This window comes from Streptomyces sp. NPDC020875 (assembly GCF_040641415.1).
Classification (GTDB): domain Bacteria; phylum Actinomycetota; class Actinomycetes; order Streptomycetales; family Streptomycetaceae; genus Streptomyces.
In genome coordinates this window covers 33,518-51,005 of record NZ_JBFADP010000059.1, presented here as the reverse complement: position 1 = coordinate 51,005, position 17,488 = coordinate 33,518, and the positions used below count along the sequence as shown (strand labels likewise).

The 17,488-nt window shown below is 71.1% G+C and carries 9 protein-coding genes; 6 read left to right on the top strand and 3 right to left on the bottom strand.

Features of this window, described 5'->3' with window-relative positions; translation table 11 throughout:
* Positions 1 to 224: 224 nt before the first annotated feature.
* Both AB0G74_RS28280 and AB0G74_RS28275 read left to right on the top strand, forming a co-directional pair.
* Positions 225 to 7,112: a polymorphic toxin-type HINT domain-containing protein gene (locus AB0G74_RS28280; protein ID WP_361151694.1), complete on the top strand. Its 6,888-nt coding sequence runs from the start codon at positions 225 to 227 to the stop codon at positions 7,110 to 7,112.
* A 620-nt stretch (positions 7,113 to 7,732) separates the two neighbouring features.
* Complete coding sequence (locus AB0G74_RS28275; protein WP_361151692.1) at positions 7,733 to 9,160, top strand: hypothetical protein; 1,428 nt, start codon at positions 7,733 to 7,735, stop codon at positions 9,158 to 9,160.
* Between the two features lie 38 nt (positions 9,161 to 9,198).
* On the opposite strand, the gene AB0G74_RS28270 is transcribed toward AB0G74_RS28275, so the two are convergent.
* On the bottom strand, positions 9,199 to 10,200 hold the full coding sequence (locus AB0G74_RS28270) for a helix-turn-helix transcriptional regulator (RefSeq protein WP_361151690.1): 1,002 nt from the start codon (positions 10,198 to 10,200) through the stop codon (positions 9,199 to 9,201).
* A 101-nt stretch (positions 10,201 to 10,301) separates the two neighbouring features.
* On the opposite strand from AB0G74_RS28270, the gene AB0G74_RS28265 reads away from it, so the two are divergent.
* On the top strand, positions 10,302 to 11,342 hold the full coding sequence (locus AB0G74_RS28265; RefSeq protein ID WP_361151687.1) for a DUF6528 family protein: 1,041 nt from the start codon (positions 10,302 to 10,304) through the stop codon (positions 11,340 to 11,342).
* A gap of 180 nt (positions 11,343 to 11,522) precedes the next feature.
* On the opposite strand, the gene AB0G74_RS28260 is transcribed toward AB0G74_RS28265, so the two are convergent.
* A complete protein-coding gene (locus tag AB0G74_RS28260) occupies positions 11,523 to 13,154 on the bottom strand; it encodes a hypothetical protein (RefSeq protein WP_361151685.1) in 1,632 nt (543 codons plus the stop codon).
* Positions 13,155 to 13,367: 213 nt separating this feature from the next.
* On the opposite strand from AB0G74_RS28260, the gene AB0G74_RS28255 reads away from it, so the two are divergent.
* Positions 13,368 to 14,054: a hypothetical protein gene (locus AB0G74_RS28255; RefSeq protein ID WP_361151682.1), complete on the top strand. Its 687-nt coding sequence runs from the start codon at positions 13,368 to 13,370 to the stop codon at positions 14,052 to 14,054.
* Positions 14,055 to 14,176: 122 nt separating this feature from the next.
* The gene (locus AB0G74_RS28250) at positions 14,177 to 15,565 is read left to right on the top strand and encodes a diacylglycerol kinase family protein (RefSeq protein ID WP_361151679.1); all 1,389 of its coding nucleotides are present in this window, start codon (positions 14,177 to 14,179) and stop codon (positions 15,563 to 15,565) included.
* 34 nt (positions 15,566 to 15,599) lie between these two features.
* On the opposite strand, the gene AB0G74_RS28245 is transcribed toward AB0G74_RS28250, so the two are convergent.
* The gene (locus tag AB0G74_RS28245) at positions 15,600 to 16,067 is read right to left on the bottom strand and encodes a helix-turn-helix domain-containing protein (RefSeq protein WP_361151696.1); all 468 of its coding nucleotides are present in this window, start codon (positions 16,065 to 16,067) and stop codon (positions 15,600 to 15,602) included.
* 87 nt (positions 16,068 to 16,154) lie between these two features.
* On the opposite strand from AB0G74_RS28245, the gene AB0G74_RS28240 reads away from it, so the two are divergent.
* Complete coding sequence (locus AB0G74_RS28240; RefSeq protein WP_361151676.1) at positions 16,155 to 17,447, top strand: MFS transporter; 1,293 nt, start codon at positions 16,155 to 16,157, stop codon at positions 17,445 to 17,447.
* Positions 17,448 to 17,488: the final 41 nt, after the last annotated feature.

Genomic DNA, 17,488 nt, shown 5'->3' with positions numbered 1-17,488 from the left:
CCCGCCGTCCTTGCTGACCGTCCAGGTGGTGGTGGCCCGGCCGAGGGAGGGAGCGGCGCCCGCGTACGGGACCCCGCGTACGGATACGCCACCGGGCCGCCCGAACCCTTCGGGCGGCCCGGCCACCCTCCGTCCCTTCGACGACCTCGTTCCCCGGGGCACCGCGCCCGGCGGCCACTCAATGGCCCCAGCAGCCCCGTCCTTCACCGTCCTGGAGCTGACGCATGCCTGTCTTCCCCTGGTCACGGGGCCCATCCGGGCCCCTGAACCACCGTCTGCCACGCCCGCGCACCCCGGTCCGGCGGGGCCTGCTCGCGATCGTCGGCGTCGCCCTCACCGTCGGACTGCTCCCGCAGTACGCGCCCGACGCCGCCGCCGCGCCCGGCCGCGGCAAACCCCCCGCGCTGCCCGGCGAGACCGCCGACCCCGTCGACGGCCGCTACGCCCAGGCCCGGAAGCCCGCCCCCGACCCCGCGGAGCGGCTGAAGGTCACCGCGCCCGGCAAGGTCGGCTGGCCCGCCGCCGGAACCCGGCAGGTCCGCCTCGGCGACCAGGCCGTACGCGCCGGCGGACTGCCCCTCAGACTCGGCCCGCCGGAACGAAGAAGCACCGCGACCCGCACCGCCGAGGCACCCGCGAAGGTCTCCGTACGCGTCGCCGACCGGCGCGCCACCGAGGCCGCCGGAGTCGACGGCGTCCTCATCGGCCTCAGCCGCGGGGACGGGATACGGCGGACCGCCACCACCCGGCTGGAACTCGACTACACCGGCTTCGCCGACGCCTACGGCGCCTCCTACGGCGCCCGGCTGCGCCTGGTGAGCTATCCGTCCTGTGTGCTGACCACCCCCGGAAGAACCGGTTGCGCCGTCCCCACCCCCCTCGCGAGCCGTAACGACACGGCGAAGGGGACACTGAGCGCCGAAGTCCCGGTGGCGGGCGCCGGAACCGCGGCGACCGTCGTCGCCGCCACCGCCGCCGCCTCCGGCGACCAGGGCGACTTCGGGGCCACCTCCCTCTCCGCCTCCGCCGAGTGGAGCGTCTCCAACGCGTCCGGCGCCTTCAGCTGGTCGTACCCCGTCCGCACCCCGCCCGTCCCCGGCGGACTGGCGCCCTCCGTCGCCCTCGGCTACTCCTCGCAGTCCGTCGACGGGCAGACCGCGACCACCAACAGCCAGGGCTCCTGGATCGGCCAGGGCTTCGGCTACGAACCGGGCTTCATCGAACGCCGGTACAAGCCGTGCGCCGACGACGGCCACCCCAAGACCAACGGCGATCTGTGCTGGGCCCACGACAACGCCACCATCCAGCTCGCGGGCGGCTCGGCCGGTGAACTGATCCGCGACGACACCACCGGGGAATGGCGGCTCGCCGGGGACGCCAACTCCCGGATCGAGCGGAAGACCGGCGCCTCCAACGGCGACGACAACGGTGAGCGGTGGGTGCTCACCACCACCGACGGAACCCAGTACCACTTCGGTCTGAACCGGCTCACCGGCTGGACCACGGGCAAGGAGGAGACCCAGTCCACCTGGACCGTCCCGGTCTACGGCGACGACGCGGGCGAACCCTGCCACAAGGCCACCCTCGCCACCTCGCACTGCCTCCAGGCATGGCGGTGGAACCTCGACTACGTCGTCGACGTCCACGGCAACACCATGTCGTACTACTACGGCAAGGAGACCAACCACTACACCCAGGGCCTGCTCACCGCGGAGAACGGCAAGCCGTACACCCGCGGCGGCTATCTGGAGCGGATCGAATACGGACAGCGCGACGGATCCGCCTACACCACACCCGCCCCGGCCCGGGTGGTCTTCGCCACGAGCGAGCGGTGCATCGGCGCCGCCGCCGACTGCGAACCGGCCGATCTGACCGACACCACGGCCACCCGCTGGCCCGATGTCCCCTGGGACCTCAACTGCAAGGCCGGAACCAAATGCCAGGGACAGAACTCGGCCACCTTCTGGACCCGTAAGAAGCTCGACAAGATCACCACTCAGGTCCGGGCCGGCGCCGGATGGGAAGCCGTCGACTCCTGGTCCCTCGGCCATCTCTTCACCGACAACGGCGACAGCTCCCGCTCCCTCTGGCTCAACACCATCAAGCACACCGGCCACGCCGGTACCGGGACCGTCGAACTGCCGACCGTCGAACTCTCCGGCACCCAACTGCCCAACCGGGTCGACAAGCCCAACGACAACATCCAGCCGATGAACCGGCTACGGCTCTCCGGCGTCGTCAACGAGAGCGGCGGCACCCTCAGCGTCCTCTACCGGGCCGCCGACTGCTCGGCCACGTCCCTGCCGCCTGTCGACGCCCCCGACCGCGCCTGCTACCCGGTGAAATGGCATCCGCCGGGCGCCGTCGACCCGGTCACCGACTGGTTCCACAAATATCTCGCCCAGAACGTGACCGAGGGCGATCTCACCGGCCAGGCACCGGACATGGTCAGTGAGTACAGCTACCTCGGCGACGCCGGCTGGAAGAAGGCCCGGGCCGACGGCATCACCAAGGACGAGTACCGGACCCACAGCGACTGGCGCGGCTACGGAAAGGTCCGCGTCACCAAGTCCGGGGGCACCGTCAGCGCCGCCAACCAGCGCACCGAACACACCTTCCTGCGCGGACTCGGCACCGCCGTCACCGACTCCATGGGCACCAGCCACCCCGACCCCGAACCCCTCTCCGGCCACGAGCTGGAGACCACGGTCTACAACGGCGGCTACACCGCCGACAAGATCGTCTCCAAGAGTGTGGCCACCGCCTGGCACCGCGCCACCGCCACCCGCGCGGAGACCTGGGGCACCCGCCACGCGTACTACGTCCGGTCCGCGGCCACCACCACCCACACCGCCCTCGAAGGCGGCGGCTGGCAGGAGACCAAGGCCGTCAACCGGTACGACAATGCCACCGGCCGCCTGGTGGAGGTCGACGACTACGGGCAGACCGGCGACGCGAGCGACAACAAATGCGTCCGCACCGAATACGCCGACAGCGCCGCCAAGCACATCTACGACCTGGTCTCCCGGGTCGAGACGGTGGCCGTCGGCTGCTCCGCCACCCCCGACCGCGCCACCCAGGTCGTCTCCGACAACCTCTCCTTCTACGACGGCCTGGCGCTCGGCGCCACACCCGTCCGAGGGCTGCCGACCAAGGTCCAGCGGCTGAAGTCCCACAACGGGACCACGCCCGTCTACCAGACCGTCAGCCAGAGCGCCGTCGCCGACTTCGACACCTACGGCCGCCCCGTCAAGACCACCGACATCGCGGGCAACTCCACCCTCACCGACTACACCGAGACCGACGGGCTCACCACCAAGAAGACGGAGACCAACCCGCTCGGCTGGAAGACCGTCACCGACTACGACCGCACCCGCGGCGTCCCCTCGGCCCAGACCGACATGAACGGGCGCAGGACCGACCTCGCCCATGACGCACTGGGCCGGCTGACGTCCGTCTGGCTCCCCGACCGGGACAAGGCGACCCGTACCCCGTCCATCAAATACACCTACCAGGTCGCCAAGAACGCGCCCGTCGCCGTCCGTACCCAGAAGTACGAGGCGGACCGGAACGGCGTACCGGCCTACGGCACCGAGTACACGCTCTACGACGGACTCCTCCGCCCCCGGCAGACCCAGACCGAGGGCCCCGGCGGCGGCTCCTTCGTCGCCGACACCTTCTACGACGGCCTCGGCAACGTCGTCGCCACCAACAACGACTACACCATCGCCGCCGCGCCCTCCGCGCAGCTCTTCACCCCGACCTCCGAGGTCGACGGCCACAGCAGCACCGTCTACGACGGGGCGGGCCGGCCCACCGCGGAGATCTTCAAGGTCGCCAATGTGGAGAAGTGGCGGACCACGTACGCCTACGGCGGCGACCGGGTCCACCGCGACCCGCCGGCCGGGGCCGCGCCGACCACCACCATCACCGACGCCCGCGGCCGGACCGAGGAGATCCGCCGCTACAAGGGCGACGCGCCCCTGCCCACCGGCACCCCCGCCGACTACGAGGCCACCCACTACACCTACACGGCGGCCGATCTCCTGAAGACGGTCCGGGACCCGGGCGGCAACGTCTGGTCGTACGGCTACGACCAGCGCGGCCGGAAGACCTCCGCGACCGACCCGGACACCGGCACCAGCACCACCGCGTACGACGACTTCGACCGGCCGACGTCCGCCACCGACGCCCGCAACAAGAAGATCTCCACCACCTACGACGCCATCGGCCGCGCCACCGGCACCTGGGAGGGCGAACCCACCACCGGCACCCGGCTCACCGCCAGCACCTACGACACCGTCGCCAAGGGCCAGCTCTACGGCACCTACCGGTACAAGAACGGCGTCTCGACCGCCGCGACCCTCCAGCTCCAGCTCGACACCATGTACCAGCCGCTGCTGACCCGGGTCGTCGTCGGCGGCGACACCGCCGCCGAACTCAAGGGCTCCTACGACTTCAGTACCGAGTACAACCCGGACGGCACCGTCCAGTCGCAGACCGTCCCGGCCGCGGGTGGGCTGCCCTCCGAGACACTCACCTACGACTACGACGAACTGCGCCGGCCCACCGCCATGCGGACCGCCCTCGGCGGCACCCTCTCCGGCTCGTACGTCTCGGAGGCCACCTACACCTCCCGCTCCCTGCCGCGCGGTCTGACCCTCGGCACCCTCGGCGCGACGGGCAAGTTCGCCTCCCTCCTCTTCGACTACGAGAAGGGCACCGACCGCCTCATCAAGACCCGGGTCGCCGTCGAGAGCCCCGTCGGCACCTCCGGTGAGGTCCAGGACACCGGCTACACCTACGACCCCGCGGGCAACATCACCTCCGTCTCCGACACCCCGGCGGCGGCCGACACCGAGGTCCAGTGCTTCGGCTACGACTGGGAACGCAGGCTCACCCAGGCATGGACCAGCGCCGGACCCTCCAACGGCGCGGTGGGCACCGGCGCGCGGAACGGCGCCTGCGTCACCCCCGTCACCGCGGCGGGCGTCGGCGGACCCGCCCCCTACTGGCACTCCTTCGGCTACGACGCCTCCGACAATCGCAGCCGCCAGACCTTGCACGGCCTGGCGGGCAAGCCGGACATCACCCGCACCCACACCTACGGAAAGGACGCCGCGGGCAACGGCGGCCCGCACACCCTGCTCCGGATGGAGCAGCACACCCCCGCGCACGGCGGCGAACCCGCCGTCACCCGCCAGGACAGCTACACCTACAACCAGGCGGGCCAGACCGAGACCCGGGTCCTCAACGGCACCACCCAGGACCTCCACTGGAACGCCGAAGGCCGCCTCTCCGGCGCCGACACGACCACCCGCCATGTCGACGACGCGGGCGGCTCCCGACTGCTCAAGGAGGAGACGGGCCGGCACACCCTCTATCTGCCCGGTGTGGAACTGGCGCTCAACACCGCCACCCGCGCGGTCGAGGCCACCCGCTACTACTCCTTCGGCGGACGCACCATCGCCCTGCGCACCGCCGCCGGGGTCCAGTTCCTCGCCGGCGACCACCAGGGCACCATGTCCCTGGCCATCGCCTCCGCCACGGCCTCGGTCACCCGCCGCCGGATGGACCCCTTCGGCAACCCGCGCGGCACCGCGTCCGGCCCCTGGGTCGACGACAAGGGCTTCCTCGGCAAACCCGCCGACGCCACCGGACTCACCCATATCGGAGCGCGCGAATACGAACCGGAGAACGGCCGGTTCATCTCCGCCGACCCGCTGATCGACTTCTCCGACCCCCAGCAGATCAACGGCTACGGCTACGCCAACAACAGCCCGATCACGCTCTCGGACCCGACGGGCCTGGCCCCGGACGACTGCGGGCAACGGGGCATGAACTGCTGGAAGAAGCCGGGCGGAGGCTGGGCCCAGGAGCCCAACGAGGAATGGGACCGCAGCAGGAAGTACCGCCAGATCTACACCCCGCCGGCGAAGGTCAAGGCCATCCAGGCCCGTAACACGGCCAAGAAGACCGAGACCCGGATGAAGACGGCGGCGCAGGAACTCGCCGGAATCGTCGCCGACGAACTCGGTATCACCGACGCGCTCGACTGCTTCACCACGGGCTCGCTCGGCTCCTGCGGCGCCACGGCCATGAACCTGCTCGCCCCGACCGGAATCATCGCCAAACTCGCCCTGAAATACGGCGCGCCATGGCGATGGAGCAAGGGCGCGGCGCTCGTCAAGAAGATCGGGAAACTGGCCGAATCCCTCCTCAGCGACTTCTTGGCCTGGCAGAAACAGGACCGCAAGGCGAGCCGCCTTGAGGAGGCGGCGGAGTCGTGTGAGAACAACAGTTTCACGCCCGAAACCAGAGTCCTGATGGCCGACGGCTCCACCAAGGCCATCGAGGACGTCGATGTCGGCGACGTCGTCCTGGCGACGGACCCCGAGACGGGTGAGACGTCCGCGCGCACGGTCACCGCGGAGATCACCGGCAAGGGCACGAAGAACCTCGTCCGGATCACCATCGACACGGACGGCTCGGAGGGCGACGCGACCTCCACGGTCACAGCGACGGACGGCCACCCGTTCTGGGTCCCGGAACTCCGCGAGTGGATCGACGCGACGGACCTCCGACGGGGCCAGTTGCTCCGCACGAGCGCCGGTACACACATCCAGATCACGGGGATCAGCCGTGCCACGGAGCCCGACCGCAGGGTTCACAACCTGACGGTTGCGGACGTTCACACCTACTATGTGCTTGCAGGAACTACGCCGGTCCTAACGCACAATTGCCCCAGTGATGGATTCCTTTCCCGACTTTTCGGAAAAGGATCGAAGGCGGCCGAAGCGGTCCATGAGCCGAATGCGACTGTCGGCGATCTTCGTGGAATTGGGCACGATAATGTCGATGGTAGTGGCAATTGGCGGTCGGATCCCCTCAAGGCTGGTATGGCCCGCTCGATGACGGATGATCAGCTCCTGAAGAGTACAACTCAGCCGACCGACGGCGAGTTCTCTCTCTTGCGATATCATGCGGAAGATGGCTACATGATCGAGGGGAACCATAGAATGGCAGAACTTCTCAGTCGCGCGGATAATCCAAATTCGAGAATCACTGCCGATACGCCGATTTATATTCATCTTTGGCCGGGTAGTGGCTGATCGGTAGCCTGACTTAATTGCAGTGGGTGAGGGGGATGCGGCGTGCATGCCCCTCATTCGCGTTTTGTTCTCTTGGTCGGAGGTCTGGAGTGTTCGTTGAGGGAATTTGATGACTGGGATGCGGGCTCGTTTTTGAAGAACATTGCTATCCTTGAAATTAGATCAATGGCGCGGCGGGCGAAGCCCATAGAATTCTGGCCGGATGATGACTACGTGACTTGCATTGCGTGGCTGGCAGATCTCTGTCACAACATGCCGGATGTTTCCGGTCGGAGTGGCGGATTTCGTGAGATCATTCGATTCCGCAGATCTCGCGAGCGGCCATTTCTTTACGCATGGGAAGTAGCTGATGAAAGAGGGCGGCAGTGGGTCATTGATCGGCTGAGGCGCGAAGGGATCTCGTGGACCCCGCCGGCATCGGAGCCGTAAAATTGCTGATGAGTTTTTGTGGCGATCCGGCGGCAGAGGCAAGGGCGCGTCTGCCCTCTGGCCGCTTCCGTCCAAGGCCCCTTCCGGCCGCCCTCGAAGCGTTCCCCGTAGCCCCCCGCGCGGGAAAAGTGATCCACACCGCCGCGTGCCCCACGGCGCGCGCGTTCACGTTTCGGCAGGGAGAGGTGTGTATGAAGGCTCCGCTCAGTGGCCGTTCCGCCGTCGCGGTTGTCGCCGCCGCCGGGGTGGTGTTGTCGTTGGGGGTCGGGCAGTCGGCCATCGCCGTGCCCGAGCCGGGCGCGGGGGTCGTCGTCGGGGCGGGCGGGCAGGCCGTCGTGCCGCCCGTGGTCTCGCGGTCCGCCGTCGTCGCGCGGGCCGAGAGCTGGGCCAGGTCGGGGGTGGCGTTCGGGGCGAGCGGGCTGCGGCAGGGGTACCGGACCGACTGCTCCGGCTATCTGTCGATGGCGTGGCAGCTCAACGGCTCCCCGACCATCGACGCGTTCGCCGCGCAGGGCATCACCCAGCCCATCACCAAGGCCGAGCTGAAGCCGGGCGACGCCCTGGTGTACGACGCGGGCGGCGGGGCCGGGCATGCCGTGCTGTTCCACCGGTGGGAGGCGGCCGACAAGTCGTCGTACCTCGGCTACGAGTTCACCCCGTCGGGCGTGCACCAGCGGGTGTTCCCGTATCCGTACTATCCGGGGCACGGGACCTTCCAGCCGGTGCGCAATGTCTCCGTGACGGACGACCCGGTCTCGGGACCGACGGCGGGCGCGGTGTGGGACCGGCAGCGGTCGGCGGCCGGTACGTGGCAGGCCACCGCGACCCGGGTGGACGCCAACCAAGCCATCAAGGCGGTCTCCGCGGCTTTCCTCCCCAATGGCACTCTGCATGTTCAGACGCTGGTCAACGGGGATGTCTGGAATCGCTCCCGGACGGTGACCGGGACCTGGCAGGCGTCGGCGGTGAAGATCGACGACAACGGGGCGATCCAGCAGATCGCCTCCGCCGCGCTCCCCGACGGCACCCTGCACGTCCAGACCGTGGTCAACGGGGACGTCTGGAACCGGACCCGGTCGGCGACCGGTACCTGGGGCGCCGCCACCAAGATCGACGACCGGGGGACGGTCACCCGTATCGCGTCGGCCGGGCTCAGTGACGGGACACTCCACGTCCTGGCCCTGGTGAACGGTGAGGTATGGGACCGGGCCCGGTCGGCGGCCGGTACGTGGGGCGCCGCCGCCAAGGTCACCACCAGTACCGCAGACGGGGTCGTCACCGGGCTCTCCGCCGCCGCCCTGCCGCAGGCCCGGCTGCATCTGCAGACCCTGGTGGCGGGTGAGGTCTGGGACCGGGGCCGGAAGACCGACGGGACCGGTACCTGGAACGCCGCCGTGAAGATCGACGACAACGGTGGCGTACGGAACATCTCCGCCGCCGGGCTCCCCGACGGCACCCTGCACCTCCAGACCACCGTCGTCGGCGAGGTCTGGGACCGGACGCGCCGGACGGACGGGTTCTGGACCCACACCACCCTGGTCGACGGCGACGGCGGAATCGCCGACACCTACGCCGCCGGGGCGCCGAGCGGAGTCCTGCATGTGGGTACCGTCGCATGACCGGCCAAGGCCCCTCGGGGCCTCCGGCGGGGCCCGGATCACTCGATCCAGCCGCGCCGCGCGGCCCGTACCCCCGCCTCGAACCGGCTCCGCGCGCCCAGCCGTTCCATCAGCCGGGTCGCCAGCCGGCGGGCCGTGCGGTGCGACACCCGGAGCCGTTTGGCCACGGTCTCGTCGGTGTACCCGGCGGCCAGCAGCGTCAGTACCGTCCGGTCCTGCTCCGACAGGCCGTCCGGATCCGGGTCCGCCGCGGCGTCGAGCGGGACCGCCGACCGCCAGACGCTCTCGAAGAGGGCATACAGGGCCGCCAGCACCCCGTCCCCCGTCACGACCAGGGCCTCGTCGCCGAAGTGCGTTCCGGACGCCGGTAGTACGGCTGTCCCTCCGTCGAAGAGGGCCATTCGTACGGGCAGGGCGGCGGCGGGGGCCGTACGGATGAGCCCGCCCCGCTCCGCGATCCGGTGCGCCGGGCCCTGACCGGACTCGTCCCCGGGCGGCGGCTCGTCCGGGACGACCACCCTCAGCCGGGCGCCGTGCTCCAATACCTCGTACGCCGACCGCTCCCCCGGGCAGGGGACGACGCCGGTGCCGTGGGGGAGGAGCAGCAGCGCCTCCGTACGGACGCCACGGGCCGACTGGACGAGACAGCGGTGGATCGCCCCGGCTCCGGTCAGCACCTTCACATTCGGACCACCGGGCCCGCCGGATACCGAATATTCGGCGATCAGCCGGGCGGCGGCGGCCCGCGACCAGACGACCCGTTCGTGCCAGGCGGCGAGTTCGGCGGCCTGGCGGGCGAGGAGTGTTTCCAGTCCCTGCCCCGGGCCGACCGGATGGAACCGGCCCGGCCGCTCCCCGGAGACCCGTACCAGCGACAGCTCGCGAAGCACCCCGAGCACCCGGTCGATCTCCTCCGGAGCGGCGGCGAGCCGCCGCGCCAGCCGGTCGGCCCCGATACCCGGTTCGGCGAGCAGCAGCAGGTACACCTGCTCGGCCCGCTCGTCGAGACCGCCGGGGTATCGCTCCTCGACCTCCGTCATCCCTCTCCGATTCCTCGTCCGTGTCCGTCCGGACCCGGGGTCCCGGTCCGTCCGGGCCGGGTTTCCGCGCTCATCCCGTTCCTCACCTCCGGAGCCATGTCATGCCTATCAACAGCCGGTTCGCCCGGCGCTCCCTGTTGCTGACCGGTGCCGCCGCGCTCACCGGGGCGGCGTTCCGCCCGCTGGTGTCCACCGCCGGTGCCGCCGCCCCGAATCCGGCGGCCGCACTGCCGCCGCTGCTCGTGGGGGACCAGAAGTCCGCGCGCGTTCTGCTGCTGGACTCGGCCGTCCCCGAGTGGGACCCCGCCGCGACCCCTTCGCCCGTGCTGTGGGAGTTCGACCCGGTGGGCGACAGCCGTTACGCGGATCTGCTGCCGGACGGCACCTTCACCTACGTGAGCGAGGCCAAGAACCGTACGGTGGCCGGGCAGCGCTATGTCCTGACCACCGCCTCCTACGGCTTCGCCGCAGTCGTCCGGTATCCGGACAAGAGCCGCTACTGGGGCGGCCGGGTGACCCTGGCCACCAGCGGCCGAACCGACGACCTCAACCCGCACAGCATCGAACTGCTCCCCACCGGCGATGTGGCGGTGGCGTCCAGCCGCTCCGGCGACATCCGGCTCTACGGCGCCTCACAGTCCCCCTCGGCCCCGCTCGCCTTCACCGCCCCGCTGGCGGGCGCGCACGGGGTCCACTGGGATCCGGCCGGTTCCCTGCTCTGGGCGGTGGGCGATACCCACCTCGTCGCCTACACCCTGGGCGGCACACCCGGCAGTCCGCAGATCGCCGTCACTCATACCTTCCCCCTTCCGAAGCCCGTTCCCGCGGCGGAGGCGGGCGGTCACGACCTCAACCGGGTCGACGGCCAGCCAGATCTGCTGTGGGTCAGTACGGCGTCGGGCCTCTTCCAGTTCTCGATCTCGCGCCGTGAGTTCGCGCCCTATCTGCCTCCCGGCTGCCCGGGCGCCCTGGCCAAGGTGAAGGCGGCCGGCAACGCCGGTACGGTCCTCGCGTTCACCGCGCCGGACGACGGCGCGCGCCCCAACTGGCAGACCCGCCGGGTCCGGACCGGAACGGGTACCGCGTACACCCTGGTGAACGGCGGTATCTACAAAGCCCGGTGGTGGGAGGGTCCCCACTGATCACAGGCGGGCTCCGGCGGCCCGGGTGAGCGGACCGCCGGTGCTTCGGCCTGCCCCGCGCGGGCTGGGCGGCTGTCGTTGTTGGCGAGGAGCGCCGGATCACTTGTCGATCCGTGACAGCCCGGTGGGGCGGGATGGCCGGAAGTCGTCGGCCCCACCGGTTTCCTTCGTACGGACGGCTCAGGGCCGGCTGTCGAGCCAGGTCAGATCGTGTGCGTACAGCACCCGCTGGCAGATCGAGGTACACCCCGTCATCTGTGGTGAGTACTCGGAGACGGACCAGAGCCGGTTCTTGCCGCGTTCGATGGTGAGGGCTTCCACGCCGACCGCGGTGAGGACGGGGGAGCCGATGAGGGAGAGGGTGCCGTCGGTCTTCCACTGGGCCCGGTAGAGATGGCCGGGGTCGGACTTGCCCCGGCTGACGTTGATGTAGAGCTTCTTCTGGTCCTCGATCACCGCCACCCCCTGGACATGTCCGCCCGTGACCGGGAGATAGTTGCTCCAGCTCCGGGCGGGGACTTCCCCGGTCCGTGCGGCCAGGGCTGCCACCGGATAGGAGGCGATACGTCCGGTGGACGGGTACGCGGCCGACGGCCGGCAGTACTCGCCCATGACCAGCTGGTCGGGAACGGTCGAGCGGTCGAGCGTCAGATACGACGCCTTGGGCGCCCCGGTGGCGACACAACGGTGCTCGCCGTTGTCCGGATTGGACTGGGGGGCCTTGAACTTCCAGGCCGCGACCTGCGGGATCACATACCGGTAGCCGTAGCTGTACCAGCTGTTGCCATGGCGTCCGATCTTGGTCGTGTCCTGCACATTCGCGGTGGTCGGTACGCCGTCGGTGTCCGGGCCCATGGCGTCATGGGTGGCCGGGTTCCCGTCGGGATCCAGATCCAGGATGCTCTGGACGTCGAAGACCCTGATGCCGTTCCGGGTGTCCGCGACATAGAGGAAGTCGCCGTACCAGACGATGCCTCCGGCGTGCAGACCCTCCTGGATCGGGTCGTCGTCCGAGGCCACGCCGTAGTAGGAGATCTTGTTGGTGTTCGCCGGTCCGGGGATCGTCGTCGTCCAGACCAGCAGGGCGTGCTGGTACTTCACATCGATGACTGCCTGGGTGACGGGATCCTTACGGGTCTTCACGAAGGTGACGCGTACGCCCTTCTGATTGCAGGCGTCATCGGCCGCCAGCTCGGCCGCCGTGCAGTCGGCCCTGCTGCTGTCCGCGTCGTTGTTGCGACCCGGGTCCTCGGCGTCGTACGAGGTGAACAGCTGGATGTCCGGCCCGGCGTTCCCCCACGACTCGTTGTCCTTGGCGTCCGAGACCCCGGAGACCCCTTGCGGGAGCCACTCCTTGTCGACCGAGTCGGCATCGTCCAGACAGTACTTGAGCTGGGGCTGCGGGGCCGTCGGGCCGAACGGGTCGCGGGCGCAGTCGGGTTGGGCGGTACGGTCCGCCGAGCCGATGGCGTTCGTCAGGGTCCGCTTGGGCAGCACCTTCTCCAGTCGGGTGACCCGTTTGGTCGTCTCGGCGTTCATCGCGCCCGCCGTCAGGGTGTGATCGGCCGGATTCGCGACGCCACCCGCCCCGGACCAGGCCAGGGCGCCCTCGGCGCGCAACGGGCTCTCGGCGGCCCGGAGGTCCTGTATCCGGCTCTCGGACGGCTCCGACCTCGGGGGCGCCGGGTCGGCCCGGACCGGCGCGGCGAGCCCGGTGAGTACCAGAGCCGTGGCCAGACCGACCGTCAGACGCCGTCGGCGGGGAGATCTCGGCCTTCGGGGACGGTTCGTCAGTGATCTCAACTGTCGCATGTGGCGCAGATTTTCAGACCGCCTTCCGGGCGGACAAGAACGTTTTCGGAGCGTGGGCTGCGGACCGGCCTCCCGTATAATCCGGCCGGTCCGAGAGCCGCGCGGCGCACCGGACGGTGCCGGACGGTGCCGCGAACGCCCTGTGGGAGCTGAGTACCCGTCTGAGTAGTGGTGCTCAGGACCGGGGCGGGCACGGCCGGAAGAGTGTCGGATATGTCGACACCACCGCAGCCGGGCCCGCCGCCGTATCCGCCGCGCCCTTCCTCCCCGCCGGGCACCGCCGGGCCGCCCGCGCGGGCCCGCGACCGGCGGATCGCCGTGATCGCGGTCGCGCTGTGCGCGCTGGCCGCCGGGGCGGCCGGATGGTGGCTGAGCCGGGGCGGCGAGGAATCGCCGCTCGCCGACCGGCCCCGGGTCGAGGACGAGAAGGCCGGGATCTCGTACGCGGTCCCCGAGGGCTGGCGCGCGGAGCGGAAAGGGCTGATCGAAGCCTTCACCTCGGCGGCCGTCGACAGGGGCGGCGAGCCGTCGGACGGCGACGGAACCGGGGACGGCGGCGGTGCCGAAGGGGGCTCCCTGCTCGCGGGCCGGGCCGGGGCCGTACCCGAGTCCGGGCTCCGGCGGGAGACCGAGCGGGCCGCTTCCTCGAACGCGACCTTCTTCTGTCCCGACGGGCGCTCCGAACTCCGGGAGTCGAAGGCGACGACGGTGGACGGCCGCCCGGCCCATACGGTGGTGGTGAAGGTGGTCGGCACCGACTGCGGAAAGCTCCATCTGCGGATGAACATCGTCCCGGTGGACGACGGCCGGTCCGCGTTCCTGCTGGGCGTCACGGACGACACCGGGGCCGGGAACAGCCGGCTGATCGATGACGTACTGGCGGATATGTCCCTCTCCTGATCCCGACCGGGCCGACACCCGTAGGGCCGGGAAGTCCCTCACCCGCGCAGCCCGCCCGGCGTGCTCCCCGGCCCGGCGGCGGGCAGATTGGCGGGACGGACGGGGCGAGAGGCGAGACACGGATGGGCCAGTACGAGCGGGGCGCCGGGGCACGGGCCGACCGGGGCGAGCCGTACGGCGGCGGTACGGCCGCCGCGCGGTTGCTCGCCCGGCTCGCCCTGCTGGCGGCGGTGGGCGTGCTGGTGGTGCTGGTGACGGCGGTGGGCGAGGCCGGGCTGCTGATCGTGGTGGCCGCGCCGCTCGCGGTGGCCGGGTGCGCGGTCGGTGTCTGGTGGTTCCTGGCCTACCGGGGTCCGGTCCGGGTCCTCGGGGCCGTCGTGGCGATCGCGGCGCCCCTCGTCGTCGTGGTGCTGCTCACCGTCGCCGGGCTCTGGCTCACGGCCCTGCTGCTGGCCGTGTCCTGGGCCGCGACCCTGAGCTGTGCCCGGGCGGCGCTTCGGGTATCGGACCCCCGAAGGGCGCGCCGGTCGCGACGGGCGGCCCCGGCGGCCCGGCCCGGACACGCCGTACTGATCATGAATCCGAGGTCCGGCGGCGGAAAGGTGGACCGGTTCGGGCTGGCGGAACGGGCCGAGCGGCTGGGCGCGCGGGTGATCCGGCTCGACCCCGAGGCCCCGGCCGATGTCGTCCGGCTGGCCCGTGAGGCGGTCACCGGGGGAGCCGACCTGCTGGGTGTGGCGGGCGGCGACGGCACCCAGGCCCTGGTCGCGGCCGTGGCCGCCGACCACGATCTGCCGTTCCTGGTGATCCCGGCCGGTACCCGCAACCACTTCGCCCTCGATATGGGCCTCGACCGCGCCGACCCCGCCCGCGCCCTGGACGCGCTGACCGACGGTGAGGAGGTACGGGTCGACCTCGGCACGGTCGCGGGCCGCCCGTTCGTCAACACGGTCTCCTTCGGCGTCTACGCGGATGTCGTCCAGCGACCCGAGTACCGCGACGCCAAAGCGGGTACGGCGCTCGCCGCCATGCCCGATCTGCTGGTCGGCCCGGACGTCCGGCGGCTCGACGCACGGGCCGACGACACCGTCCTGCCGTCCCTCCAGGCGGTCCTCGTCAGCAACAATCCGTACACCTCGCCCGATGTGCTCGGCGGTTCGGGCCGCAGACCCCGGCTGGACTCCGGCCTGCTGGGCGTCCTCGGCATCCGGGTCGAGGGCGCGGCCCAGGCCGCCGAACTGGCCGTCCGGGGATCCCAGTCGGCGGCACTGACCGTACGGACCGCCCGGCGGGTCGAGGTGTCCGCCGGCGCGGCCGAGATCCCCGTCGCCGTGGACGGCGAGGCGCTGCGGATGCCCACCCCCGTCGTCTGCGCGCTCCGCCCCGGCGCCCTGCGGGTCCTGGTGCCGCGCGACCGCGCGCCCGCCGCCGTACCCGCGCCGCCGGTGGACTGGCGGCGGTTGCTGCGGCTCGCCTCCGGCCGGGACCGCGACGGAACCGAGGGACCCTGAGTACCGGCGCAGACCGCAGCGACGACCGGCCCCGTCAGGTCCCCTCGGGGGTGTCCGGGGCGACCTTTCGTACGGTGGTGTCGCCGGGGGTGACCCGGCGTCCGTCCGAGGCCCGTACCTCCAGGTCTCGCAGGGGCAGTTCCCGGCGGCGGTCGACCAGCTCGGAGCGGGGTTCGCCCGGTTCGAAGAAGTGCTGTTCGCCCCACTGCCGCAGCGCCACCACCACCGGGAAGAGCGCCTCTCCCTTGGCGGTCAGCACGTACTCGCGATAGGCGCTGCCGTCGGACGCCGGAACGGTTTCGAGGACACCGCCCGCGACCAGGGCCCGCAGCCGCACGGTGAGGATGTTCTTCGCCACGCCGAGGCCGCGCTGGAACTCGCCGAAACGACGGCTCCCGTCGAAGGCGTCCCGCACGATCAGCAGGGACCACCAGTCGCCGATGGCGTCCACCGACCGGGCGACCGGGCAGTCACTGTCGTCGAAGCGCGTCCTGGCCACCACGGCGACCCCTCTCATGTTGGTTGCAACATGCTACCAGCGGGCACTACGGTCGCCATCGGTAGCAAGATGAAACCAGATAGGTGGGGGATGCCGGTGTCCGTCGAAGAGAAGGCCGCGATACGACCTCCCGGGGCCGGGGGTGGACCGGCGAGTGGTCTGCCCCGGGGGCTCGTCGCCCTGTTCGCCGTCGCCTGCGGGGCGGCGGTGGCCAATGTCTACTTCTCCCAGCCCCTCCTGGTGACCATGGGCCGGGATCTCGCCATGAGCCCGGCGCTGGTCGGTGCCGTCGTCACGCTCACCCACGCCGGATACGGACTGGGCCTCTTCCTCCTCGTGCCGCTCGGTGATCTGGTCGACCGCCGACGACTCGTCGTCGCCCAACTGCTCCTGCTCGTGGCGGCGCTGCTCGCGGTGGCCGCCGCCCCCACGGCGGCGGTCCTGCTCGCGGGTATGGCGGCGACCGGACTGCTCGCCGTCGTCACCCAGACCCTGGTGGCCTTCGCCGCGTCCCTGGCCCCGCCCGCCGGACGCGGCCGGGTCGTCGGCCTGGTCACCAGCGGTGTGGTCATCGGGATCCTGCTCGCCAGAACCGTCTCGGGTCTCGTCGCCGATCTCGCGGGCTGGCGCGCCGTCTATCTCGTATCGGCGTCGCTGACGGCGCTGCTCGCCCTGGTCCTGTACCGCGCGGTGCCGCGTGACCGGGGAGCCCCGACGGCGGCACCGGGCTACGGCCGTCTGCTGCGTTCCACAGTCGCCCTGTTCGCCCGGGAACCGCTGCTCCGGCTCCGGGCCCTCTACGGGCTGCTGGTCTTCGCCGCCTTCAGCACCCTGTGGAGCGGGGTCGCGCTGCCGCTCAGCGAGCCCCCGTACCAGTTCTCGCACAGCGCGATCGGGGCGCTGGGCCTGATCGGGGTCGCGGGCGCCCTTGCCGCGACGGCCGCGGGGCGGCTGGCCGACCGGGGTTTCGCCGGAGCGGTCACCGGTACCGGTCTCGCCTTGCTGCTGCTCTCCTGGCTGCCCCTGGCGTTCACCCCCGACAGCCTGTGGGCGCTGGCCGTCGGGGTGATCCTGCTCGATCTCGCCGTCCAGGCGGTCCATGTCACCAACCAGACCGTCGTCTACGCGCTCAGGCCGGACGCGGGCAGTCGGCTGATCGGCGGATACATGATCTGCTACGCGGTCGGCAGCGCCACCGGCGCCCTCACCGCGACATCCCTCTACGCGGTCGCCGGATGGGGTGCCGTCTGCGCGGCGGGCGCCGTCTTCAGCTTCCTCGGGCTGGCCGTGTGGGCGGGTACGCGGCGGGCCGCCCGGACCCGGGAACCGGGCCGCGGGAGTTCCCGCCCGGCCCGTGACGGCCGGGAGCCGGGGGCTCCGTAACGGGGCTGTCACACACCCCCGCCGACGGTATGGGGCCACCC